General features: G+C 41.9%; 17 protein-coding genes and 3 pseudogenes. 4 read left to right on the forward strand and 16 right to left on the reverse strand.

Annotation, left to right across the window (positions count from 1 at the left end; translation table 11 throughout):
- Positions 1-20: 20 nt before the first annotated feature.
- Positions 21-686: a hypothetical protein gene (locus LEP1GSC190_RS05055; protein ID WP_002746187.1), complete on the reverse strand. Its 666-nt coding sequence runs from the start codon at positions 684-686 to the stop codon at positions 21-23.
- Entirely contained in the window at positions 664-6,252 is a 5,589-nt protein-coding gene (locus LEP1GSC190_RS05060) for a peptidoglycan DD-metalloendopeptidase family protein (RefSeq protein WP_237578365.1), read from the reverse strand. Before LEP1GSC190_RS05060 ends, LEP1GSC190_RS05055 begins: the two co-directional genes overlap by 23 nt.
- Before the next feature lie 1,318 nt (positions 6,253-7,570).
- Between LEP1GSC190_RS05060 and LEP1GSC190_RS05065 the strand changes: the two genes are divergently transcribed.
- Entirely contained in the window at positions 7,571-8,956 is a 1,386-nt protein-coding gene (locus LEP1GSC190_RS05065; protein WP_117344680.1) for a DDE-type integrase/transposase/recombinase, read from the forward strand.
- A 211-nt stretch (positions 8,957-9,167) separates the two neighbouring features.
- Here LEP1GSC190_RS05065 and LEP1GSC190_RS05070 read toward each other — a convergent pair whose 3' ends face one another.
- Both LEP1GSC190_RS05070 and LEP1GSC190_RS05075 read right to left on the reverse strand, forming a co-directional pair.
- Positions 9,168-9,746, reverse strand: a complete 579-nt coding sequence (locus tag LEP1GSC190_RS05070) for a hypothetical protein (protein WP_002749068.1) — start codon at positions 9,744-9,746, stop codon at positions 9,168-9,170.
- Positions 9,747-9,756: 10 nt separating this feature from the next.
- Complete coding sequence (locus LEP1GSC190_RS05075; protein WP_420844288.1) at positions 9,757-11,193, reverse strand: M23 family metallopeptidase; 1,437 nt, start codon at positions 11,191-11,193, stop codon at positions 9,757-9,759.
- A gap of 1,190 nt (positions 11,194-12,383) precedes the next feature.
- Here LEP1GSC190_RS05075 and LEP1GSC190_RS19715 point away from each other — a divergent pair.
- Entirely contained in the window at positions 12,384-12,596 is a 213-nt protein-coding gene (locus tag LEP1GSC190_RS19715; protein ID WP_126160274.1) for a hypothetical protein, read from the forward strand.
- 261 nt (positions 12,597-12,857) lie between these two features.
- Here LEP1GSC190_RS19715 and LEP1GSC190_RS05090 read toward each other — a convergent pair whose 3' ends face one another.
- The 12 genes and pseudogenes from LEP1GSC190_RS05090 to LEP1GSC190_RS05150 all read right to left on the reverse strand — a co-directional run bounded on the left by LEP1GSC190_RS05090 (position 12,858) and on the right by LEP1GSC190_RS05150 (position 21,963).
- On the reverse strand, positions 12,858-13,211 hold the full coding sequence (locus tag LEP1GSC190_RS05090) for a DUF5615 family PIN-like protein (protein WP_081586350.1): 354 nt from the start codon (positions 13,209-13,211) through the stop codon (positions 12,858-12,860).
- A complete protein-coding gene (locus LEP1GSC190_RS05095; protein WP_002747662.1) occupies positions 13,208-13,465 on the reverse strand; it encodes a DUF433 domain-containing protein in 258 nt (85 codons plus the stop codon). Before LEP1GSC190_RS05095 ends, LEP1GSC190_RS05090 begins: the two co-directional genes overlap by 4 nt.
- Before the next feature lie 94 nt (positions 13,466-13,559).
- Positions 13,560-13,772: a DUF2283 domain-containing protein gene (locus LEP1GSC190_RS05100; RefSeq protein WP_002747675.1), complete on the reverse strand. Its 213-nt coding sequence runs from the start codon at positions 13,770-13,772 to the stop codon at positions 13,560-13,562.
- Positions 13,765-14,073: a hypothetical protein gene (locus tag LEP1GSC190_RS05105; RefSeq protein ID WP_002747634.1), complete on the reverse strand. Its 309-nt coding sequence runs from the start codon at positions 14,071-14,073 to the stop codon at positions 13,765-13,767. The genes LEP1GSC190_RS05100 and LEP1GSC190_RS05105 overlap by 8 nt, the downstream gene beginning before the upstream one ends.
- Before the next feature lie 32 nt (positions 14,074-14,105).
- Positions 14,106-14,339: a UPF0175 family protein gene (locus tag LEP1GSC190_RS05110; RefSeq protein ID WP_002747688.1), complete on the reverse strand. Its 234-nt coding sequence runs from the start codon at positions 14,337-14,339 to the stop codon at positions 14,106-14,108.
- Between the two features lie 300 nt (positions 14,340-14,639).
- On the reverse strand, positions 14,640-14,918 hold the full coding sequence (locus LEP1GSC190_RS05120; protein WP_173380624.1) for a hypothetical protein: 279 nt from the start codon (positions 14,916-14,918) through the stop codon (positions 14,640-14,642).
- Positions 14,915-15,253: a hypothetical protein gene (locus LEP1GSC190_RS05125; RefSeq protein WP_051019821.1), complete on the reverse strand. Its 339-nt coding sequence runs from the start codon at positions 15,251-15,253 to the stop codon at positions 14,915-14,917. Before LEP1GSC190_RS05125 ends, LEP1GSC190_RS05120 begins: the two co-directional genes overlap by 4 nt.
- Positions 15,250-16,559 (reverse strand): annotated as a pseudogene (locus LEP1GSC190_RS05130) (ParB N-terminal domain-containing protein). The gene LEP1GSC190_RS05125 and the pseudogene LEP1GSC190_RS05130 overlap by 4 nt, the downstream one beginning before the upstream one ends.
- Positions 16,556-17,377 (reverse strand): ParA family protein, encoded by an 822-nt coding sequence (locus LEP1GSC190_RS05135; RefSeq protein WP_002747637.1) that lies wholly within the window; start codon positions 17,375-17,377, stop codon positions 16,556-16,558. The pseudogene LEP1GSC190_RS05130 and the gene LEP1GSC190_RS05135 overlap by 4 nt, the downstream one beginning before the upstream one ends.
- A gap of 199 nt (positions 17,378-17,576) precedes the next feature.
- The gene (locus LEP1GSC190_RS05140) at positions 17,577-18,641 is read right to left on the reverse strand and encodes a tyrosine-type recombinase/integrase (protein WP_002747642.1); all 1,065 of its coding nucleotides are present in this window, start codon (positions 18,639-18,641) and stop codon (positions 17,577-17,579) included.
- 9 nt (positions 18,642-18,650) lie between these two features.
- Positions 18,651-19,007, reverse strand: a complete 357-nt coding sequence (locus tag LEP1GSC190_RS05145; protein WP_036036974.1) for a hypothetical protein — start codon at positions 19,005-19,007, stop codon at positions 18,651-18,653.
- Positions 19,004-21,963, reverse strand: a pseudogene (locus tag LEP1GSC190_RS05150) (CHC2 zinc finger domain-containing protein). The gene LEP1GSC190_RS05145 and the pseudogene LEP1GSC190_RS05150 overlap by 4 nt, the downstream one beginning before the upstream one ends.
- Before the next feature lie 157 nt (positions 21,964-22,120).
- Here LEP1GSC190_RS05150 and LEP1GSC190_RS05155 point away from each other — a divergent pair.
- Together LEP1GSC190_RS05155 and LEP1GSC190_RS20150 are read left to right on the forward strand one after the other, a co-directional pair.
- Positions 22,121-22,501, forward strand: coding sequence for a helix-turn-helix domain-containing protein (locus LEP1GSC190_RS05155; protein ID WP_002747681.1), 381 nt, complete (start codon positions 22,121-22,123; stop codon positions 22,499-22,501).
- Between the two features lie 24 nt (positions 22,502-22,525).
- A pseudogene (locus LEP1GSC190_RS20150) lies at positions 22,526-22,636 on the forward strand (helix-turn-helix domain-containing protein); the annotation flags it as partial.
- Positions 22,637-22,853 lie beyond the last annotated feature (217 nt).

Consider the following 22,853-nt stretch of genomic DNA (forward strand, 5'->3'; position numbering starts at 1 on the left):
AGAGTGGACTACAGCGTAAGCTACAATCTGTAAAGAATCGAACCTTCTTCCAATATGTGATACATATCACTCTCTTTAACTTGAACATCAGGCGAAACTCCATCCCCAACAACCTTAGCAGAGAAGATAATTTTAATAGCATTTGTCTTCAGGAAGCTAAATTTAAGAATCAATTTACCATTTGCAAAAATCGAGCATATTCCATTAGAACATTCAAACTTAGGATCTTCATATTTTAAATAACCGACGCCGGCATAAGGGTTCACCAAAACTTCAGATTTTGAAATTTCAAGATTAAGAAATCTAACTAAATCTTGTGGAAATTTAGAACCCAAAGAAACCCACCTACCGATAGGATCATTTTGTTCTAATTTACCATTAGGATTTAAAATATTTCTTAATGACCATCCAACTTCACCTGTAGTTTTTTTGATAAGCACCCATTTGAAACTTTCTGAATAGCCTCCAATCTCATCAGTGAATAAAATACTTTCTTCTTTTTGAATTTCATATTTTTCTCCGAGTTTTAGAATTCCAATTCTCTTAGAATCTGCTTGTAAAGCTTGATATAAAGGAACTTCATCCGGTATATCATTGAGGGCTGAACTCTCTTTAGTTTTACATGAACAAACTACGAGCAATAATGAAATAGCTATCAGTGATTTAATTTTCATTTTTATTTGCATTAAACTTCTCCCATGAAAACTCTAAAGGATCCATTTTTACTCTTTTACCGTCTACATATTTACTCACTTCTTGATGGATGTGAGGTCCGCCAGGAGTATTACCGGATTGACCAGATAAAGCAATAACCTGACCTTTATAAACTTTCTGATTATTTTCGACTAATACTTTTGAATTGTGAGCATAGTAGCTATAAACGGTTTCACCATTCGCATTGGTATGGCGTATTGAAATAGACGCTCCTCCAAGTGTTGTAGTTTCTCCGGCTTTCAATGGATAGCGCAAGTAATCATCAGGTTTATTTCTTGAAATTGTAACTACACCATCCTCTAACGCAGACACTTTCGTTCCAATTGGAGTCATAAGATCTACTGCTCCATGTACTTCGCCGGTACGAGGTTGAGAGAATGGACCGTCCGTTTTTTCATTAAATGCAATTGAAGTTCTTGCTCCATTGGCATACTCAGCCAAACCGTTTTCCCCAATACGAACAATTTCATGTCCATTACCATTACCATTGCTATTTGATTGCTTAGAACCCCCCGTCGCCCGATTCCACAATCCCGTTGCTCCACCCACTACTGAATTAAGTGCATTTGTAAAAAATCCGGTGCTTTGTTGAGTAGTCGGATGCACTGTTGCTGTTGCTGTTGCGGTTTGGTTCGCAGTATTCGCCGCTTTTCCGTTACGAAAATCCGTTACAAACTTCTCAATACCGTTTGTGTCGTAACCAGCCTTCTTCAATGCCGCGATGCTTGCATCGGTCTGCGCTCTACTTTCGTTTCTGAAATCTGCTTTGAATTCCGCAACATCAGCCGCACTCAACTTGCGTCCTCCATTTCCTTCCACAGTCCCGCCGGACACTGTAATTGTCTGCACGGTGTCGTGAAGGCCTGGCGAGCCATATGCTCCAGCCGATCCTAAACCTGTGTTCGGTTCACCGGCTCCACCACCGTGCTGTAAGGTTACGCCGCCTTCTTCTTTGCGACCTCCGAAAGTGACCCCAGCCCCTGCGATCGCCGCTGCACCAGATTCTTGATTGTTCCTATTTTGAGCGCCTCTGGATGCTTCTTGCGCATCTGCGTCTTCTTTCGCTTTTCCTGATATAAAATCGGCTTTCCACTTGTCGGCTAAAAAGTTTGTGTTTGCCTGGAATCCACCTGACTCACTCCAGTTTCCTGCGTTCACTCCTCCCGATGCGTTAAGCGCTGCTGATACTCCATCTCTTTGATTGAAACTTAAAGTTCCACCGGCTCCTTTCATTTGATTTGCAAGTGAATCTTTCGGTTTGTTTTTGTCTCCAGGAGCTTCGTATCCGATGTTTCCACCGACACCACCTTTCTCGCTCCAACTGATTCCGCCATTGACTCCATTACTAAAACTTTTACTAAGGCTTGCACCAAATCCGTCTCCTTCGTTGTAACTGAGTGCTAAGCCCGTTCCACTTTGAGAAGTAAATCCTGTGCTTCCACTTACGCTTCCTGTTTTACTGTTGTAGTTTAGTCCTGCATTGAATCCGCCTTTTGTTAAACCGACATCCACCGATGTTCCACCTCGTTCTGAGATGCCGACGCTCACTGTGGCAGGTCCATATCCGACTCCTACGCTTGCACCAAATCCGTTCTCTGCGGAGTAGCTGAGGCCTACGTTAACCGCTCCTCCTGTAAAACTTTTGACAGCAGCTCCTGCAGCTCCACCCACAGCACCGACGAGCGCACCTTTTAATCCTCCGCTTGCAGCTCCTGTGGCGGCACCCAGGCCTGCACCCACTGCCATAGCGACCATCAGAGAAGCTCCGCCGGTGAAGGGCGCTGCCGCTACTGCTACCACTGTTGTCACCATTTGGAACTCTTGGCTTTGATACCATTGTTCTTTCGGTTTGTTCATCTTCTCCATCTGATTGGAGATAAGCCATGTAGGTAATCCGGTTGCTTTCGAAATTGCGTTTACGGTCTCGTCTTTGACATACGCTTTCACTGCGTCTTTCATGCTACTTCCACCGACAAGTGCCCCTACGAGACTTGCAGGTAATCCAGTTGCTTCGGCCACGGCTCCCGTTATGCGGCTTTGTGCTTCCGACTTCACCGCTTGGGTAAATCTTTGTCCCATGCTTCCGGATCCGCCGTTCATTCCATTCAAAATTGTAAATAGAAATCCCTTGCTTTCCTTATCCGCGTCATTCGCCTTTGCTTGTTTCTCGATTCTATTTTGAATGTCTTCGGAGTAGACGGCATATTTTTGATTTACGTTCGAGAGTTGACTCTCTGCGTTTTGAGTTCCCACTAACTTCAAGTTGAAGTTGTAGCCTAAATTCGATATATCAAATCCGGATGTTACGATCAAATACTGCATTCCGTAGCTAATTTCTACAGGTATGCCTTTGACGCTCACCGAGCCTTTGAGTTCTCTGCTTCCTCCAAAAACTGTGTCGTCAATGTTTGCTCCTTCATACATCGCTTTGCCGATCTTCTTCATATCTCCGCTTTGGCCTTTGAAACTTTCTGTTCCGAAGTTGTATTTCGATCCTTGTTCGTGATAATTTTTGAGTCCTCCCATTTCTCCTTCGAACATGCCTTTCAAGTCGCCTGGTAAAGCTTGAAAGGAGGCTACCGTTGTATCCCGATTTTCTTTGTAGAGTTCCTTTTTGTAGTCTCGGATTTCTTGATTCTGTGCGTATTCTTCTTTGATCTCGTTTGTTTTGTCGCTGAACTGAGCAAACATCGTCTCTACGTTCTTTTGGAGATTGTCGATGTAGTTTTTAACTCCCAGTACCATTTCTGCGTTGAACCTTGTCGCGTTTGGATTCATCATATCCACGCTCAAGTTTCCTGGATTGAATTTTGTGTCTATTCTAATATATTGATATTCTAAATCGGGAGAATAACTCGTGCTCTTCATCGCACTGCCGTCGATTTCGATTTCTCCGCTGTAGATCTGTCTGTAAGCGGATATTCCTTCTCCATCCGTTCGGAAAGAATATCCTGCGTCTCTGAGATATTTGTAATCTTCTCCGTTCGTCAGAGCTTCGAGTAACGTCTTTTGAAGTTGGTTACTTCTTTCTTCGTTGTCTTTTTGAAGTTTCTTTGCGTAGTCGTCTAAGTATTTAGATACCGCGCTGTTTGCTGCTAGGTTGATTGCTTGGCTGCTTCCTTGGAGTAGGGTTTGTAATGCATTCAAATCGTTTTGGTTTGTCACAAGTGAATTCATGTGGGCAAGTAGTTCATCTGCCTTTTTTTGTTTTTCTTCCAGCTCTTTCTCTTGTGCTTGTATGTATTGGCTCACTCCGTTGTTAGATATCTCTTGTGGGAGTGTGCTTTGTATGCTTGCGATCATTTCTTGGAGTCCATCCAAGAGTCCTTCTCCGATATTACGGTTTGCTAATTCTTTTGATTCTAAGAGTAGTTTCTCTACTCTTTGTTTGTTTTCTTCTCCTTGTTTGTTTAAGTTGGTCGCTGTTTGGATCATTCCTTGGATTTGGTTGTAACTTTCTCCTTCGGAAATAATTCCTGCTACAGCGTTTTTTCCTTCTTGGATTTGTTTGTTGATTTGTGTGCTATTTTGAAAGTTTTTGTTGAGTAGGTTATCTCTGTAACTCAGGAAAGAATTTTTGGTATATGTCAATCCTCGGTTGTCTATTTCACTCGTAATTTCTTCGCCTAACGAATAGTATTTCTTTTTTAAATATCCTAAAGCGTTGTTTTTTTCTCTCACCGCATAACCAGTGTAAAGTGCTGCTTCATCGAATTTTGCTTCGCTTCTTGCTTTGTCTGCTAACTCTTGATATCTTTCGGATTTCTCAAAGTATTCGTTTGCTGTTTTTAGATATGTGATCTCTTCGTCGACTACTTCTGCTTGTAACGTTGTTGCGACTGCAATGTCTGCGATCATGTTCGTATACAAGGTTTCTTTTGCTTGGCTTGTGTTGTTGCGACCGTTAAAGTTAAATCCTCCGTTGGTTCCATTGATTTCATTTTGCCAAAACGTTTGGTTTTGTCCGCTCGTTGTAATTTGGGTTTGGAGTGTTTGCAACTCTGTATTGTCTACGATATATGCCCCGTTTCCGTAAATCGTTTGTGCCAGTGCATTGATTCGATTACTTGCGCTGAGTTCTGCTGTTTTGTAGGCTTCGCTTCTTCCAAAAGAATCTGCGATTGTTTGAGAGAGGTTGGCTCCTTGTCCGTTCCAACTTGTTTGGTTTTGTTGATTCGTTAATGCTTGTTGCATTACGTTTCCTGCCGCTGCATATTGATACGTTTGGTAAAGTCCGGTGGCCGCGTTGTAAAGCCCGGTTGTATTTGTTTCTGAGTTTGTAATTTGTGTTTGTAGTTGGTTTGCTTGCGGAATTGCGTTTGTTTGGAATTGTGTTTCTCCGTCAGTTGCAGTTACCGCTTGTTGTAATATATCTTTTGCAGATAAATACCAGTTGAGTTCCGATTGTTGGAAGATTGATATCGTATTATCCCAATTCTCTTGTCCGCTTCTGTATTGGCTATTTGCGTTATCCGCGCTTCCTGCAATTCCTGCCATTTGGTAACCGTAAACTTCTGTGACCCAGGCTCCTCTTGCCGCCTTCATGAGATTAATCTGATTATCATAGTTGGAAATTGTAGATTGTTTCGTTTGTTCCAGTTCTAATAGTTTTGCTTGGTATTCTTCTTCGTATGTTTGCGATCTTTCTTCCCAGTCTTTCAACGGATTGACGAGTGACAAAAACGTAGATGCAATATTTGTAAACTGAGTTTTCATACTCGTCCAAAAGTTCTGGTTTGCTTGCATCGCAGAGTCTATGTATTTGTATTTCGTTTGTATTTGAACTTGGTTATTCAATCCCAACGATCCATACCAGTTGGAACTATTTAAAGCGCTTCCTCCCAAATATACTTTGGTTTCAAGAGCCACACCCGATCCGGCCACCGCGTTCCCAGCTTGGGAGGATTGTCCAAATGCAGTGTTATAACTTCCGAATATTGCATTTCGAATATTATTGTTGTTTGTTATCTGTTGTTGGTTGAACGTCCCGCTTGCAAATACTGTATAGTTTTGGTCGATAACTGTGTCTCGGGTATATCCGCAGAATTCGAATCTGTCACCACAATAGACACCGTTGGACTCGTAACCTCCAAATCCACCGACACAAGTTCCGCCGAAATCCCATGCTTGACAACTGATTTGGTAATGTGAGTTTTCAATATATGCGGACGAACCATATGAACCTTGGCCCACCGTGCCGGTTTCATCCGATTGATAGACCAAAGAACCGCTGCTCGCTCTCCATCCATATACACTTCCATTACTGTTGTATACGATCGATCGATTCCCACTGGCTACGTTGTTACATCCTGATCCTTCATAATTCGTACAGCTTATGGAAGAGTTCCCCACGATCTGAGAATACGCAACCGTCTGTGTCGCATACGTCTCTTGCCATTTGGTAATATTCCAGTAGTCGGCTTTTGCGGTTGCGTTTGAAATCTGACTTTGGAAAAAATTTCCCAGTGTTTGCGCTAACGTGCCGAGGGATGCGTTAGAATTCAGAGCATCCTGTAGATCTTCCAACAATTCGTCCATGTCCCCAAACACGGATGTCAAACTCGGATCACTCGATGCATTTGTTTTCAATTGATTTTCTTGAGAACGTATATTTGTAATTGTGGATTGAAGCGCGTTTCTCATTTGGCTTTGAGCGTTTGCAATCAATTGTTTGTTCGCCAACCACTGGGCTTTTGTTTGTTCGATTCCATTCAAATAACTTAATTTATCATTTTCGAGTCCTGTAATCGATTGATTCCATTGCAGGATTCCATTCTGGATCGCATTTAAGGAATTCTGTTCCCAGGTGTTTTGTTTGTTAAGTAAATCCTGCCATTTAGAATCCCAGAGCTGGGTTCCTTGGTAATAACTCTGTGCCGCTTGTGCGGGGTTTGTTGCTTGGGCGGCAGGAGTAGTGGTTACAGTTTGCACAGTCGGATTGATCGTATTCACCGCATTTGTGTTCGTCGATGTTACGTTGTTCGATGTGTTTTGGGATAATGTCGCTAAAAAGATTTGTAACTCTGCTTGTATGTACGCGTTTACGTCCGCGATCCATTGGTTCTTTGCCTGTTGTTTCTGCAATTCCAACTGAGCTCTTACAGCGTCTTTGTAAACGTTTACGTTATTCACCGTGTCCGAGTTATTCACTCCACCCACGATGGCTTCTATCTCCGCGTTGACTCCCGTTTCCCAAGCGGCTTCTAAAACTTGTTCTCCGTTGTTCACCGAATTTAAAAACGTTCCCGAATCCGTGGCTCCGGCTTTTGCCGCGTCCACGTAAGGTTTTAATTCGTCGTTTGCAAATTGTTTTGTCGATCCAAGCGTCGGCACACTTTGAGCGTCCAGAGAACTGGAGGACAAAAAACTGAAAACGGTCAGAGGTATGACAAAGGATATATGAAACGAAAAGATCGTGATTAAACTTACGATCTTTGTTTTAAAGGAAAAACGATTCGGAGAACTGACGACTGAGCACGGAAAACTGGGGACAGTGGGGCGAATTTTTCTTCGCTTCCGCGAAGAAAAACCGCGCTCTTCGCTCCAATCTGCATCGCAACATGTTAGCATTTCCGTATATTCCAGTTTCATCCTTCAATTCATGTTGCGTCGCAGGATTTCTGCTGCGATCGCTTTCGCTTCGTAGTTCGATGTTTGGTCTTTAAAACTCAAAAGCTGAATTCCAAACCCGTGATGCAACTTTTCCCCCGTTTCCGTCCTCTAAAGACTCGAACAAGATTGAAAAAATTTGTGATTTGTGTCAATTATCATATCACTGACAAATAACAAAAATTAGGCGTTCAGCAAAAAAAGATTCATATTGTGATGAAAATATTACGATGTATTCACAGATAACATGCAGACAGCGACCCATTCATCAGTCATACTTCCTACAATCCCTAAAAAAAACAGGAATTCATACGATACATTCTGGAAATTCAATGTCGCTAACGGCGTTATTACTTCCGAGCAGCTCAAAGGGTTACCGAAATCCACCGTTCACTCTCTAAAAAACAAAGATCCAGATTCCTTTCGTCATATCTACGGGTTTCGGTTTAACGGGATGGAGCCGAATCTTCAAAGAGAAGCTAACTACCTTTCCATACGCTTGGAAAACTCTCTTACCCTTCAAAAAGGGATCATCGCTCTTGCAAAAATCAAACTATGTCTTCTTCAGATCAAATCTCTTCCGAAAAAGATGAAAAACTCAATTCAAGTTAAAGAAAAAATCGTCCGTACCATTCAAAGAGTAAGGGACGACCTTGGATTCGAAAGAACATTAAGGAAGTTTCATATCTCAAAGTCCACTTTTCACAGCTGGTTTTTCCAAGTGCGGTTCCGATGTAGTAGTTCCTGGGAAAAACTCTGCCACAAGCGGTTTGTCGGTCAGATTTCAGTCAAGGAAATCGATTCTTTAAAAAATCTTCTTTTGGAAAAAGCTACTTTGTTTTGGCCTCTTTCTTCCATTTGGGGATGCGCTAGAAAAAACGACATTCTGCATTGCAGCTTATCTTCCTTTTACAAATGGGCAAGAGTGATTCGTCCCGAACTCTTTTCAAACAAGTTTAAGAAGCTAAAGAAAGAAGGTTTTAAAACCTACCGTCCCAATGAAGTTTGGCATTGCGATATCACTCAGTTTGTCACCAAAGACAACGTCAAATCTCATATTTACATCTTGATTGATAACTTCTCTAAGATGATTTTAGCGTTTAGAGTCGCTGCCCAAGTCGACAGCGACATCTGTGCTTCGTTAGTCGAGGAAGCCATTTCCAAGTATCAAACCTCTTTTTCCAAATTGACCTTGCCCGATCTTTTTCCTTTAATCAATCTCAATCTTTCTAAAGAATCTTCTTTCGTTCATTTGATGACCGACGGGGGGCCCGAAAATCAAGGCGCTCTCGACAGAATCATTTTTGATTACAAGCTTCCAATCAACAAAATTACCGCAGGTAAAGACGTTTCATTTTCTAATAGTCCCATAGAGGCAATCCACAAAATCACAAAGTATCAGTGCCTTCATCATTTAGATATTCCTAATAGACAATCTTTGATTCAAAAATTGTCCGAATGGATTCCCATCTACAACGATCAACGGCCCAACAGAGCCGGCCGTTATCTACTCACTCCTTCCGAAATCTTTCGCGGTAAATCCATTGATTCTAATTTGCTAAACCAACAATCGAAAGACGCTAAAAAACAAAGATACCTCCTTAATAAAGTTACATCCTGTGGAGTTTGTTAGAATACAGGTTTCAAATCCGGTAATTAACCCAATCATCATTTACACTTTTATAATGTGATGTCTCTCTTCACATCATCCCTGCAACTTTCATGCCGGTTCACTTTTGTGAACCGTTTAGTCCAGTTTGCACTCGGAATGTGCTCCGGGCTATCTCTTTGTGTTCCATCCCCGGATCCCTGTTTTGCTGTGGATCGGTAGTGCACAAGAGAACCTAATCACAACCCTCAACAGCAAATATTTCTGGAATCCTACCAACGCTAATTCCTGTTACCTTTTTATTGTTAGTTAAAAAAATCATGCGGAAATCTTTATCATAAAAATCTTTAGGTTCAAAAACTAACATTGTATCACCTGTATAATGTTCTTTCTCCCGTTTAATATTATTTTTATAAGTGGAAAGAATTGATGTCATATCAGAATTAATTTTTATCCCAGACAAGGTTTGAAAAGTCGAATTCGAAATATAAATCCTACTCAATCTTAGATCTTTAGTTTTTCCTATAAACATTAAAGAAATACCAGAAAGCCCAGGTACAGTGTAGAAATGACATTCTTGTCCATTGTAATCATTCTCTTTACCACCTACTAACTTAGCAGATAATTTTTTCTCTATCTGAAACAATGTATCATTAATATGTATTGGACCTAAACCTCTAAGATGAATCTTAAATGTACTAAAATCTACACCGTAAATTGGCATACATGCTTGCACTAAGATGGAAATTAATAAACATTTTTGTACACATAGGTAAATTAGTTTTCCTACTTCAAATTTTGAATTATTCTTCATTAATATCTCCTCATTGATTTGTAGCCCAATCACGTATATTAAAATTAGCAGGATTCTGAACAACCCCATTAAGTTTTAATTCATAATGTAAATGGGGACCCGTAGATGGCCCGGTATTTCCTGATCTAGTGATTAACTCTCCTTGCACTACCTGATGATTATTTTGAACTAGTAACTCAGAGTTGTGTTTAAAAATTGAGACAAGGCCACCACCGTGATCTATATGAACTTCCTTTGAACCATTATTTTGTGTCCCGGAAAAGATAACCTTTCCAGGCGCAGTTGCAAATACTGGTGTTCCCATGGGCATTGCAATATCAATTCCCCGATGATTTTTCGTTGGACCAGTCGGATTAAATGGGTCGGGCCTACTTCCAAACTCTGAAGTAACATTATACCCTTTTCCTGGAATTATTGCTCCATCAGCCAAAGGCTTTGAAACGGAGTTTAAATCTCTTGAAGGCTTATAGTTATAGCTATTTTCTGCTAACGAATTTAAGTTTGTAACAGGCTTCGAACCACCCCCCGCAATCTTGTCCCACAAACTACTCGCCCCACTGACTGCAGAGTTTAGAATATTCTGAACTACTCCACCATACAACCCAGTGCCTTGGCTTTGATGTGTAGTAGGTGTTGTTGAATTCGAGTTTGCAGTTTTTGAATCCTGGTTATTACGATAAGCTTGGACTTTACCTTCGATCTCCGCGGTATCATAGCCCATTCTTCTTAACTCTGCAATGCTTGCATCGGTTTGAGCGCGAGTTTCTCCTTTCCAGTTGTCCCAAAATGCTGCCTTATCTTCTGTGGATAATGGACGTCTTCCTCCTGTTGTTGATTCTCCATCGGGCCCAAACGATCCCGATGAAGTTAACGTTTGTCCTGTGTCATGCGACGATGGGGCTCCGTGTGCTGGTGCTCCATCTTCATCTCTTCTCTGAGTCGCATATCCAATCGCACTCGCCGCCGCCGCTCCATTTTCTTGATTGTTTCTATTTTGAGCAGCTCTTGAATCTGCTTCTGCTTTCGCCGCTTTGTATGCTTTCTCTTCATCGGTATCGGCTACACCTTGAGCGAGAGCGTTGTTCATTGCAGACTCGGCAAGAAAGTTACTGTTACTGGTTAAACCGCTCTGAGCATTGTAGTTGAATGCATTGGTTCCCCCCGAGTTTAAGCTGAGTGTAACACCCGTGTGTTCGTTCCAAGAAAGTCCTCCACTGACTCCGCCGTATTTACCGCCTTTACCTTCATACGAACCGTATTGGTCCGTAGATACATCCGCTCCCCATCCTCCAAACTCCGAACGAGAAAGTGTAGCACCAACTCCCGGAAGAACCACGTTGTTGTTTCTTGAAATTCCCACGCTAGTGCCAAAGCCGTCTTGTCTGTTGTAGCTCATTCCCAAGTTGAGAGTGCTGGCATACGATCCTGTGGTTCCGTTTTTACCCATTCCGAGTCCGAGGCCAAGTGTAGTGCCCTAACCCTGAAGCTGCTGGAGTTGCAATTTTTCCATAGCGTTCGCCAATCCGAAGCGTTTTAGCCCTTAGCAAACTCACACACCGAAAAAAAATCCGGTACAAGCGTTTTTGAAAATACACAAGAAAATTTCCCTAAGAACACTTTCTTGAATATTCAGCTTTCTTCATGCGATTTCCGAAGAAAATGGAAAAAACCGAAAGATTTTTTCGTTTTCTCTCACATTTTCCGGAAAATATGGTGATTCAATTTCCAAGTTCTACATCTCAATTTAACAAACTTTGAAATTGCGGAAAACTTCGGATTTCTTCAGATATTTCAACATACAAGCAAGACTCTTACTCGTTTCTTGGTTCCAATTCGTATTCTGCAAGAACTCTCCAATCCGAGCTTGTATTCTCACTTTCTACTGCTTCAAAATCTCTCTTAGAACTCGAACAAGACCTGAACAGGTCTCACACAAGTCCCGAACAGGACCACTTTGAAAATCACAGGACTCGAACAAGTCCCATACAGGACCCGAACAAGTCCTGTTTGAAATGCAGTAAAACGCAAATCCAGACTATTCCCAGTCCCTTTTTCTTTTCTTTAGAAGGCCACAGGTTAACGATAGGTGAATCTTAGGTGAATGATAAGTGAATCATAGGCAACCATAGGTTAATGATAGGTTGATCATAAGTGAATCTTAGGTTAACGATAGGGCAATTGCCTCAAGGCCTTAGAAGGCAAAAACGGGATTCGGAAAACCCGAATTCAGAGAAATGTTTCCCAAACAAGCGGCCGCTTTCTCTTTTAGTCGTGAAATCAAAGTTCTACCCGAATTCGATTCGGGCGGCCACTTCGATTGCTTGTCTTTCGTTTTCGATGAAACTAAAAACCATGTTAGTCAATGCTAGTGTTTTTTCTACTTTGGAACTCTTTCCGGATAACAGATTTTAAACCTTGAATCTCTGGAAAAATTCGTAAAAACTCATTTTCAAAAGATTCCTTTAGAAAGTTAAACAAAATAGAGGTTTTTCATAATTAAAAATCCTAAAAAATTAAATATCTTCAATTCTTGATTTCGAATACTTGAAATTCCGGTAGCGGGGGGGTATTACTCTCCCCCCTCCGCCCCGATGTTTCCATCGGAGTCGTCTTTAGAGGGAATCGTCCAAAGATCGTTTGATTTTAAGTTTAGAGGCTCCACGTTTGGAGCGCAATGAATTAGGGCAGGGGTGTGAGATGCTTTCCTCTTTGAATTCAAGAAAGCGATTGCTTGGAAAGTTTCTTTCCGATTACAATACTAGGCAACTCGTTTTTTTCAAAGAATCCGTTTTAGGACTCGCACAAGTTCCATTTTCCGTATTTTTTTTGTCTTACTGGCAAGAGTTCTAAATCACCCGGTTTTTTTCCCGGTTCCACTCTTACTTCCCGTTAAACCGAAGTCCTTCCAACCATTATTGTGGATTATTGTGCCGTGAAATCGATTCTAAGATTGTGCATTACTTCAGCCGAGATTTCTAATGAACGGCTCTTCTTGTCTCTTTAACTTGAACCCGAAAGATCTTCGTGTTTTGGAATTCCAAACAATCACAGCTAAAGAGGGAAGCTTTCTTCTTCATCCTTTAATATAAATTTTGTATCACATTCCTTCTCTCATTCGCCCGGTAAACGAAGTCTTAGTTTGTTCGCAGACGCCGTAATGATCGCTCCAGACAACAGTTCCTTTTCGTGTAATTTTAATACATAGTGGCTTACTCTCGTCTGTTCCTTACTGGATAAATTGACTAAACGAATAATTCCACAATGAGGAAGTTTTCGAAATACTGCAAGTTCTCCAAAATCCTTGTCTAAGGTTATTAATATTCTCTTTTCTTCATATGCCATTTTCAGAATTTCCTCATCTCCAGGATCTTTAGTAAAGTCTCCCGACCAAACCGTATCTATTCCCAAAGCTTTAAGCTCCTTTGACACGCCTCCCCATACACAAGTATCCAAAAATACTTTCACGCAACCTGGCTTGTTTCTTGCGGGATGTTCTCTATTCTCTCGTTTCCGATCATTCGATACGCATAGACCAGACACGCTTGAATGTCGTCCGATTCCAACCAAGGATAACCTTGCAATATCGTTTCCGCCGTATCTCCTGCCGCAAGCATTCCAAGTATGTGTTCCACTGCCAAACGACGGCCTCGAACGATGGGTTTACCTCCGAATATTTCCGGATTGAATGTTATTCTTTCTAGTAGTTTGTCTTGATTCATTTCTTTGTATTCTTACTTGATTCGATCCATTCGTCCAACCATTTTTTCCCTCTTTCGTAACTACTAAAGAGGGAAGCTTTACAGTGAATACACGTTAAGCGGCACCACTACGAAGGAAAACAGATACGGGTTCTTTCTGGAAGGAACTTACCTCAAGAATCGAAAACCCGATTACATTCCCCAATACATCCACTTTTTCCATTACTGCATCGTTTTCCGTTTCTTTAAAAAAACCTTCTTTCTTTTCAAAGAGGACTTCTAAGTAGTCAGACTCTTTGTCGAAATATATCTTAATCTCCCTATCCATATAATACCTTTCCTTCTTTTATCTTGTCAGTGAAATAAGCCGTGATTAAAAATAAATCATCCTTTCCATTCTTGATTACTACACAAAGATATTTGTCACCTACCAACGTTTGGTAAAAATACTTGTAAAATAATTCCACACCGACATCCGTTCGGGATTGTCTCACTTGTTCAGGAGAAGATAAACACTCTACAATACTCTCTTCTTGTCCTAACATCTCAGGGTGATCCTCTTCTATATGTTTCCTTCTTTCTTCGGTAAATCGGATCTTTCTTTTGAATACGTCTTCCAGTTGTTTCATTCTTTACGCTTACATCTTGTCTCTTGAATCAATCACGCATTCTGAATGTCGTTTAAATAATCTTGTGTTGTATAACCCGAAAAGATGGAACCACCAAAGGCACCCATCGTTTCAATAAAACTACGTTTTGTCACACCAGCTACTTTCGCTGCCTGCCCCGACGAACACTGACCGGCTTCATAAAGTTTTACTGCAAGTGGCATCTGTAACGTCTGCTCGTTCAAATTGAGTCCGTCCGGTAATTCTAATCTTAAAGTTTTTACCATTTCTTTACCTCTTTGATTTCAACTTCAATTCAGTCTATTGTCCAACCATTTTTTCCCTCTTTCGTAACTACTAAAGAGGGAAGCTTCCTTTCTCATCTTGCTAACGAAAGAATATCGAATCTTGAAACCTTAATCACTCTTTCCCTTTCAATGATTCTATTAAACCGCAATTTGGGTGGGATAGGGACTTTCTTCTTTCGAAACCGGTTCAGGATTTTTAAGGAAATTTAAGGGTAGTTTAAGTCAGGAAATTGAATGGCTCCATCCGGGTTTCCATTTCAAAAATGAAAAGGATGAAGGTTAACCCCTCATCCTCTTACCGATCATACGCAGTGTCTTTTCAATCTCCACCTCGTTTTGACAATGTGACAGCAAGGTCTGAATCAGCTTCTTCGTTTGTTTCTGACTTTTGTAAAGATTCAAAAACAGTTCCTTCACTGCCTTCCTTTTTTCCCGAATATTCATTCCTTGAAATCGATTCCAAAACGTTTCTAATCTCAGTTCCAATTCCCTCAACCTTTCATTCTTGGATACTAACCGCAATATCACACGACCTTCTTTGCATTCGGTATCCTTCATTTGATTAACCCCCGAATCCGTTTTTTTTCGAAAGCCTGTTTCTCTACGATCTCCGTTTCCAAGAATTTACGACCGATCTCTTGAAATTTTCTTTCAATCTCGATTTCCTTTTCTTCTCCTTTTTTGAATCGAAGAATCATCGTCCGGTTCTTCTTTCGATACACTTGCAGCTTCTGTAATGTTGTTTCGGCTTCTTCTCTCCTCTTTACGGAACTTGTCTTTTCATATCCCCTCCGATATGATTTCGTTTTCTTTGGGATAGTAGGGGATTCTTCTTTCGTCATTTTCGGGTCAATTCGGTAAAAGGCTCGTTTTGTCTCGTTTTTGCTTTTCATACCTTCAACTTCCATATTCTCTTCTCTTGACCCACTGCTGAAATCAGTTCTACAAGCTCTGAGTCCTTAGAACCTAACTCCATTGTTTTCTTGTGTAGATCTGCTTGTTGCTTCCTCACTTTCCTTAGAGAATTCAAGAGTCTTTCCAAAGCCGCTTCCTTCTGGTCGTAACTCATCTTCCCGTATTTCTTTTGAAACTCTTTTACCTTCGCTTGCAAGATTTGTTTCGGCGTCTTCTTCTCCGCTTTCTTGATAGATTTCTCTTCCCTCTTGGATGACTTAGGCTCCTTCGTTTTTAATTCTTTGCGGATTTCAGTGATATAGTTTTTAGCTGTCCCAAATGGAATATTTTCATTCTTAGAAATTTTCTTTGCTAAATCTTTACTAGAATTACTGATCAAAAGATGACCCTCATCTTTTGATTTTTCAAAACCGTTTCCAACAAGAGAAGATTCATTATTTACTAAATCTTTACCGGAATGACCGATCAAACTATCACCCTGATCGTTTGATTTTTCGTCCGGTCCGGTCTTCAAAGATTCACTCTTTTGTCTTGTTCCCTGTGCTTGCTCTTCTAAGGTGCCAACCTCACCGAAGAATAGCCCAAGCTCCGTTTGTCCTTCAGGAGAAGAAGATGTGTTTCTCTTTTGTTCTTCATCCTCGATCAAACGATGAGGGCCATTGTTTGATTCCTCTTCGCTTAACATTTCCGAATCCGAAGATCCTTCCCCGTTTGTTTCTTCTTCTGTATTCTCAACTAATGAATGAGACGACTCGCTCTTTCGGTCCCCACCTCGATTGTCTTGTAAGAGATCGTCTTTGTATTTCCGAAGGATTCTTCTCTTTAGCCGCTCTTTTTTTGCTCCGCTGTTAGATGTCTTCGAAATAAATTGTCTCCTTCGAGTATGTCGTATTCCTCTTCTGCGTTAAGTTCGTTCATATAGTAACGGACAGGAATACTCTCAACACGACGACGCACGTTCTCATCTTCGTGGTCTTTCAACTCCAAGGCGATTCGGTACCGATTCTCTCCCGTCACAAGTGTCCCGTCTTTCTTGGCCGTGAGTGCGTCCAAGATTCCGTTTAGTGCTATGTTCTCTTTGAGATTTGTATATTCTTCTTCGGTTAACGGATCAAAGTCGTTTCTCGGATTCGGCTTCAAACTCGAAGGTGAAACCATCTTCACAATCGGGTTCAGTGTGATTCCCTTCGGTATATACTGTTTCCCAAATGTTGATCCGGGCCGGGGAGTGGACTCTTGTTCTTCCATCCACTCTTTGGCTTTTTCTTCCTGACTCTTCTTCATTGGATTACCTTGCGCTTCTTCCCGCCACAGGTAAGTTCCAAGACTTCCCGAGTCAGTTCCTCGAATAACTCGTATCCCTTCGTGTTCTCCTTCAATGGCTTTCCAAGTTCTCCCGCCGTCTCAATCGCCGATAACTTAGATATGACCGTCTTCGATACTTTGTATTTCTTTTTAAGTCTGTCGATTCGTTCCGATTCCTTCTTTCCCTTTCCGACGATTGAAGGAACAAGTAACGTCTTGGTTTTCTTCTCTGCAAGTTTGGAACCTCCGCCGACGCTTGCTCCGAACCCGTCCGCCTCCGGATGCTCTTCGAATATATTTTCCACTTCTCCCAGTAGAGTTTTCATCCCCTGATAGTTCCATCTGGACGGCCTCACGGGAAACAATACTAAATCCGCTATCGACAATGCAAACCGTAGCTCCAAAGAAAGATACACCGGCGTATCAATGATTATATAATCATAATTGAGTTTTCTTAAATTCTCCGCAAACGATCCGAACACTTCCGGGTCGTTTCCTAATTCATTCGTCATCTCTCCCAATCGTATCGTGGCCGGTAAGATATGAATCCCGGAAAATCCGGTCTCATACACACAAGCCTCGATCTCTTTTTGTTCGAGTAGCGCATGATATACGTTCCTTGTATCCAACTCCTCTTCTTTCACTCCCCGGAGAAAAAAGTCTGTTAGATTGTTGTTCAAATCCAAGTCCATACACAGCACTCTCTTTCTCTTCTTCCATAACTGGATCGAAAGATTGATCGCTGTTGTTGTCTTGGCTACTCCACCTTTTAACGACGCCATCGTGATGATTTGCATGCCTTTGGCCTCCTAATAACTCAGCGCGTCGCTCTCCATGGATCGCTCCGCAGGTTTTTTTAAATCTTGTTTTTGGTTTTGTTTTTGAAAGAAACCGCTAAAGAGGGAAGTCCTCTCTGTAACCGGTCCTTTTCGTTTTGTTGTTTAGAGATTTGGAATGTTACAAGAACCTAATCACTGATCCCTAACACCCTGACATCTAACTCGTGTCGGACTCTTCTTGGTTTGAATCTTTGTCTTTCGATCCGGTCTCTTTTTTAGGGGAAGCTCCTCCCACGAGAGAACTTGAATCCGGTGTATGGAGTGATGGATGTGTCTTGTTATACACTTCCTTGAGCTTTCGAATCGCTACGTGTGTGTAGATTTGGGTCGTGCTCAAATTCGCGTGTCCAAGCATTTCTTGTACGTGTCGTATGTCCGCTCCGTTGTCGAGCATCCCCGTCGCTGTCGTATGCCGGAATATATGCACCGCTTGTCGTTTTTTAACTCCCGCTGTGTCTCTAAATCTTGTAAAATTCTTTGTAATGCTGTTGACGCTTACTTTACAGCCCCTTCTACCTAAAAATAGATGTAACTCTTTTTCTTTCCTTACCAGTAACGGTCGCACCCTTTCCAAATAATCCCCAATCCAATGAAGAGCCCTCTCACTGATCGGAATCAATCTGTCTTTTTTACCTTTACCTTCTCGAACCAGTAATGTCTTTGTTACAAAGTCAATATCGCTTACATACAAATTCCCGAGTTCCATCCTCCGTATCCCCGTCGAATAGATTACCTCAAGCATCACCCTGTCACGAAATCCATACACCGTCGTCACGTCCGGCATCGACAAGATCCTTTCTGCTTCGTCCACACTTAATACATTGTGAGGGATGATTTGTTTCACAAACTTAGGAATCTCTAAGTCCAACGCAGGATTCAAAAGCAACACACGCTTTTTCGTAAGCCACGCGAAATAATCCTTCACAATATTTAGGTATTTGTATTTCTGATTGTTCGATAGTTCCTTGCCATTCGCTTTACGCATTGTCGTTATATACGTTCGATATCTTTCTAATAGAGATAACGTTACTTCTTTCACATTACGAACTTCTCGCAATTCGCACCAATTTGAAAACTTTGTAATAGTCAAATATACATTTCCCAAAGTCGCGATCGCATTTCCTTGCGCCGTTCGTTTCCACTCGATATATTCATATCCGTAGTTTAATATCGTTTCGGGTGGTGAGTTCTTTAAATATTCTAACTTCTCGCTCCAATACATAGCATTCCTTCACAAGCAACCGACAGCTGCAACTGGGCGGTTTTCTTTTTTTCTCTCTAGAATACATTGTTTAAGTGTTAAATTCGTATTTTGAACCCAAACCCCACCTAAACCCTTACAGAATGCGAGAATGGGGGGGCGGCTACCCCCAGGCGACCCCCCGGTTTTGCCTAGGCGAAGGGGGAGCGAAGTGGCCTTTTTGCTAGGCGAAGTTGGTTTTTTGGGGGGCGAAGTTTGTGGCAATTGTGCGACAAAATACTGGCTTCCCGTCTCCTTGCCGATTGAGACGTTTAACTGCTCTACAGTTGTAAACTGCAAAACATATAATTCTAAAAACAGATCTTTTGTATATTCTACTTCGCTCATGCACTTTCCTTCTCTTCTTCTTTTCTGGCAAGCCCTAATAGTTCTCTCCAAGAGAAAAGTCCGTCGTCTACTCCTGTCTCTCTTACTCCTAAAAAAGTAAGTCCTAATGTAAACTCTTCTCCCTCTTGTCCCTCTCCGTCATACAATAGCTCATACTCCGCTATCTGCCCCTGTTTTCCACTGCGTACGATCAAGTATTCCAATTCTTCCAGTCTTCTCAAATGGACCCGAAGTCTTGTGTCACTCATTCCAAGCCTCTCTCTCGCTTGCCGTCTTGTAAAACGAACCTCACTCTTGGTAAGCTTTTGTTCCTCGCTTTCTTTTGTAACCATTGCGTATAATGAATACAATACTTCCTTTGTCTGTGGGGTGAGTTCTTCGAGAGTTCTTCCTAATATCTTAGATGCAAGCAGGCCGCCTAACTCCATGTCCTCCCTAGTCACCTCGATGTATTCGAATCTCTCCCCGTTCTCGCCTTGTCCGATTTTTTTCTCTCTTTGGTATTGATTAAGGAGGGCGATCGACTTGATGAGGGTCAGGTATTTCTTTTGATCCCGTCTCATTCTCAGTTTTGTATCCGGAAACTTCATTTCCTTTGCATACGGATTCACGACAACTAAAGGCCGAAGGACCCTTTGTATGTTCTTGTGGAGTGTTAGAATCTTTTCTTTGTCCCGTCTCTTTACGATTCCGTCCAACGTCTCCAGTTCTCTTTGTATCTCAAGGATCGTTCTTGTCTGTTCTCTTCCTTCGTTCACTGTTAGGATGAGGCATCTGTTTTCGAGCTCCTCATCAATCTCCAAGTTTGTTGTCGTGAGGAAGATGACCACCGGGCCTTCTACGCTGTATTCTTCCGTTACCGTCCTTCCAGTCGTCGGGTCTTTCATCGCACTCGCGATGCTGATTTTCTTTTCACTCTGGAGTATCTTCAAAGCATACTTCGCTCTTTCCACTCCTTCTTCTTCCGAGATTGCTAGAACCTTGTTCTTTAAATTCTTCGAGGACATATAGAAGAGGGATTGGCCGGTCATCGCGGAATACTTCTCTTTCTCTTCTTCCGGTACGAAGTCAAGGATCGCATCCATGAGTGTCGATTTGCCCGCACTCGATGAACTCTGTATGATGATTGCAAGTGGGTTTTCCGTTCTTCTCGTGATACTCGCCAAATACCCCACAAGAGAATTCACTCTCTCTCCCACAAGGCCGCATCTTTCAAAGTCTATTAGGATATTGGTAAGTAATTCCGGAGCCTCTAAATATTGAATCGCTTCTGCTCTTTCCTCGGGGGTGAGCTCCACTTCCGTCTTTACGTTTCTTTCCTTCTCTCTTTCGTTCAATACCTCTTCCAAGACATTGATGAGTCTCCCGAGTTCCTTCTTGATCGTTTCCTCTTTTTCTCTGAGTTCATGCGTGGCCGTCCCTAAATACGAAGTCCTGGCTTTGTAACTGAGTAGATCCACGTTATCTACGTGATATCTTTCTTCTTGGCTCACCTTGAGCGTCACTTTCAACGTCTCAAGGCTTGCATTGTTTCGATACAGGCCCTTTGCTAAATACGTCCTTTCTGGAAATTTTACTTCCACTTCTTCTTTAAAGATTTTACTTCCGGTTGGATTTGGATTTGTGATGGCGGGGAGTTTTCTTCTCCGTTTTCGTTTAAGGCGGTCAGTCCTTCCGCGGTCAAAAGTTCTTCTTGGGGTCGGGGAGTTATCTCAATGGGAAACAGTTCTTTGTATTGGGGCGTGAGTTCTTCTTCGCTTCTTTCTGTCGGTTCTTCTTTGGCAACGGTTCTTCGTTTTGGCTCTTGAGTGGTATTTTCTTGGGTCAATTTCACGCTTCTTTCCAGGAGTTGCAAGAGTGCGTCTTGTCTTTGTTCACTTTGTAACGCGTATTCGTTTGCGTCCACGTTCAAGGGAAATCTGACTCGATACAGCTCTACCTCTTCCTTTTTGAATCTCTCATACAATGACATCGCTCCCTTGTCTCCCGCCGTGTCCCCGTCATATGCGATATATATCTTTGAGATACGCTTCTCTAAGATCCTTTGATGTAGTTCTTCCGTATATCCTTCCACTCCGTAACTACATGTCACGTTCCTGATTCCATTTTCCCAATAGGTAAGCGCGTCGAGTATCGATTCGCATAGCACAAGTTCCTTCTTTCTAAACGCATCCTCTTCATTCCAGATTCCAATATGTCTTCCCGCTAAATACTTGTGATTCGGTGTCTTGAGCGTTTTACTTTCCTCTATCTTTCTTCCATACATCCCGCACAATTCTCCAGTTCGGGTATATATCGGGATCACTACTCTGGATCTGAAATGTTCAGTTCCGTTGCTACTGATTCCAAAATATCCGAAATCCCGATACAAATCACGTATCCGGAATCCGACTTGTGTTCCTCGCGACGGCAACGTAAGGCTCAAGCTTCCATCGCTGTAGCCGATTTTGAATTTTGTGATCGCTTCCTCGCTTCCAAGGCCCCTCTCTTTCAAATATTCGAGCGCGTGCGGTGTTTGGCGTAGTGTCGTTTGATAGTAGGATATCACTTGAAAAATCAGGTCCTTCTCTTCTCCAGTCAATCCTTCCGTACTCGGGATCTTGCGGGTCGTTCCTTCCAGGAGTTGTCGGCGCTCGTTTCGAGTTAGGCCTTCTTTCACGAACCCTTCTTCCGGTTTTCTTCTTTGTAATCTCTCTACCGCTTCGTTGAATCCCAAGCCCTCACGCTTCATTACGAAGTCGATCGCGCTCCCTCCTGTCTTGCAAGCTCCCATACAGTGCCACAGATTCTTTGCAGGTGTTACGATGAACGAAGGTGTTCTGTCCTCGTGGAACGGGCAGCGGCCCATCCAGTTCGTCCCGTGGTTCTTCAGTTCGATTCCGTAGCTGCGGACCAACGAAAGCAGGTCCGTTTCCTGTTTTAACCGCGTGATCTCTTCTTTCGGGATGAATGGCATGGGGAAGGGCTCCTTTTTGGGGGAATTTTTTGTAATGCAAATATGCCTTACAATGTGCAATAATGCTTCATTTGTCAAGCCCTAACTTTTTATTACCTGCACATCTGCTTTAAGTTCTTCTCGACAGCTTACTTTTTAAATGCAACTATGATTGATTATGAGCAAAGGAAGAAAAAAAGAGCCTGAAAACGGGTTCGGTGAACGATTTCGACAGTTAAGGCTTCAAAAAAATCTTTCTCAGGGGGAAATTGGGGAGCTTGTCGGACTTCATTACACTAATATCGGTAGGTATGAACGCGGTCTCTCTATGCCTTCCGCCGAAGCCGTAAACAAACTAGCTGAAGTCCTCGGAGTATCTAGCGATTATCTGTTAAACGGATCTAAAGAAGAATTTGCCAAAGCAAAATTCTCTGATAAAGATTTATTACAGATGTTCCAGGCTGTTGAACAATTTCCTGAAGAGGAAAAAACTTTAATCAAAAAAATTATCGATGCTTTCCTTACTAAAAAGAAACTGCAAGAGTTAGTCGGGAAATAATTAAGGCCATGAAAATTCTAGTCGATGTCAAAGACGAAAAGCAGACGCGCTTTTCGAAATTCTAAAAGGTTTCTCTTTCGTAAAAAAATCGGAAAGTATGAAAACGGATCTACCATCCCAAATTCAGAAACCGTAATCAAGATGGCTAAAGCATTTGAAATCTCAACCGATTATCTACTTTTAGAAGAAGTAAACGAAAATCCTGCTTCCACAAACCTTACTCAGAGAATTTGAAATTGTTGATCAGATGAACGACAAAGACAGGGAAGTAATTAAATCCCTCATCGATGCTTTCATCAAAAAAGGACGCATGGAACAGGTTTTAGGAAAATAATGGATTTCAGTATCTCTT

Origin of the sequence: Leptospira mayottensis 200901116 (assembly GCF_000306675.2) — a bacterium.
Lineage (GTDB): Bacteria > Spirochaetota > Leptospiria > Leptospirales > Leptospiraceae > Leptospira > Leptospira mayottensis.

Excerpts from the sequence above, each read along its gene's own strand:
- LEP1GSC190_RS05055 (WP_002746187.1), bottom strand. The coding sequence starts at position 686 with ATGCAAATAAAAATGAAAATTAAATCACTGATAGCTATTTCATTATTG.
- LEP1GSC190_RS05060 (WP_237578365.1), bottom strand. The coding sequence starts at position 6,252 with ATGGACGAATTGTTGGAAGATCTACAGGATGCTCTGAATTCTAACGCA.
- LEP1GSC190_RS05065 (WP_117344680.1), top strand. The coding sequence starts at position 7,571 with ATGCAGACAGCGACCCATTCATCAGTCATACTTCCTACAATCCCTAAA.
- LEP1GSC190_RS05070 (WP_002749068.1), bottom strand. The coding sequence starts at position 9,746 with ATGAAGAATAATTCAAAATTTGAAGTAGGAAAACTAATTTACCTATGT.
- LEP1GSC190_RS05075 (WP_420844288.1), bottom strand. The coding sequence starts at position 11,193 with ATGGGTAAAAACGGAACCACAGGATCGTATGCCAGCACTCTCAACTTG.
- LEP1GSC190_RS05095 (WP_002747662.1), bottom strand. The coding sequence starts at position 13,465 with ATGAATCAAGACAAACTACTAGAAAGAATAACATTCAATCCGGAAATA.
- LEP1GSC190_RS05100 (WP_002747675.1), bottom strand. The coding sequence starts at position 13,772 with ATGGATAGGGAGATTAAGATATATTTCGACAAAGAGTCTGACTACTTA.
- LEP1GSC190_RS05105 (WP_002747634.1), bottom strand. The coding sequence starts at position 14,073 with ATGAAACAACTGGAAGACGTATTCAAAAGAAAGATCCGATTTACCGAA.
- LEP1GSC190_RS05110 (WP_002747688.1), bottom strand. The coding sequence starts at position 14,339 with ATGGTAAAAACTTTAAGATTAGAATTACCGGACGGACTCAATTTGAAC.
- LEP1GSC190_RS05120 (WP_173380624.1), bottom strand. The coding sequence starts at position 14,918 with ATGAAGGATACCGAATGCAAAGAAGGTCGTGTGATATTGCGGTTAGTA.
- LEP1GSC190_RS05125 (WP_051019821.1), bottom strand. The coding sequence starts at position 15,253 with ATGAAAAGCAAAAACGAGACAAAACGAGCCTTTTACCGAATTGACCCG.
- LEP1GSC190_RS05135 (WP_002747637.1), bottom strand. The coding sequence starts at position 17,377 with ATGCAAATCATCACGATGGCGTCGTTAAAAGGTGGAGTAGCCAAGACA.
- LEP1GSC190_RS05140 (WP_002747642.1), bottom strand. The coding sequence starts at position 18,641 with ATGTATTGGAGCGAGAAGTTAGAATATTTAAAGAACTCACCACCCGAA.
- LEP1GSC190_RS05145 (WP_036036974.1), bottom strand. The coding sequence starts at position 19,007 with ATGAGCGAAGTAGAATATACAAAAGATCTGTTTTTAGAATTATATGTT.
- LEP1GSC190_RS05155 (WP_002747681.1), top strand. The coding sequence starts at position 22,121 with ATGAGCAAAGGAAGAAAAAAAGAGCCTGAAAACGGGTTCGGTGAACGA.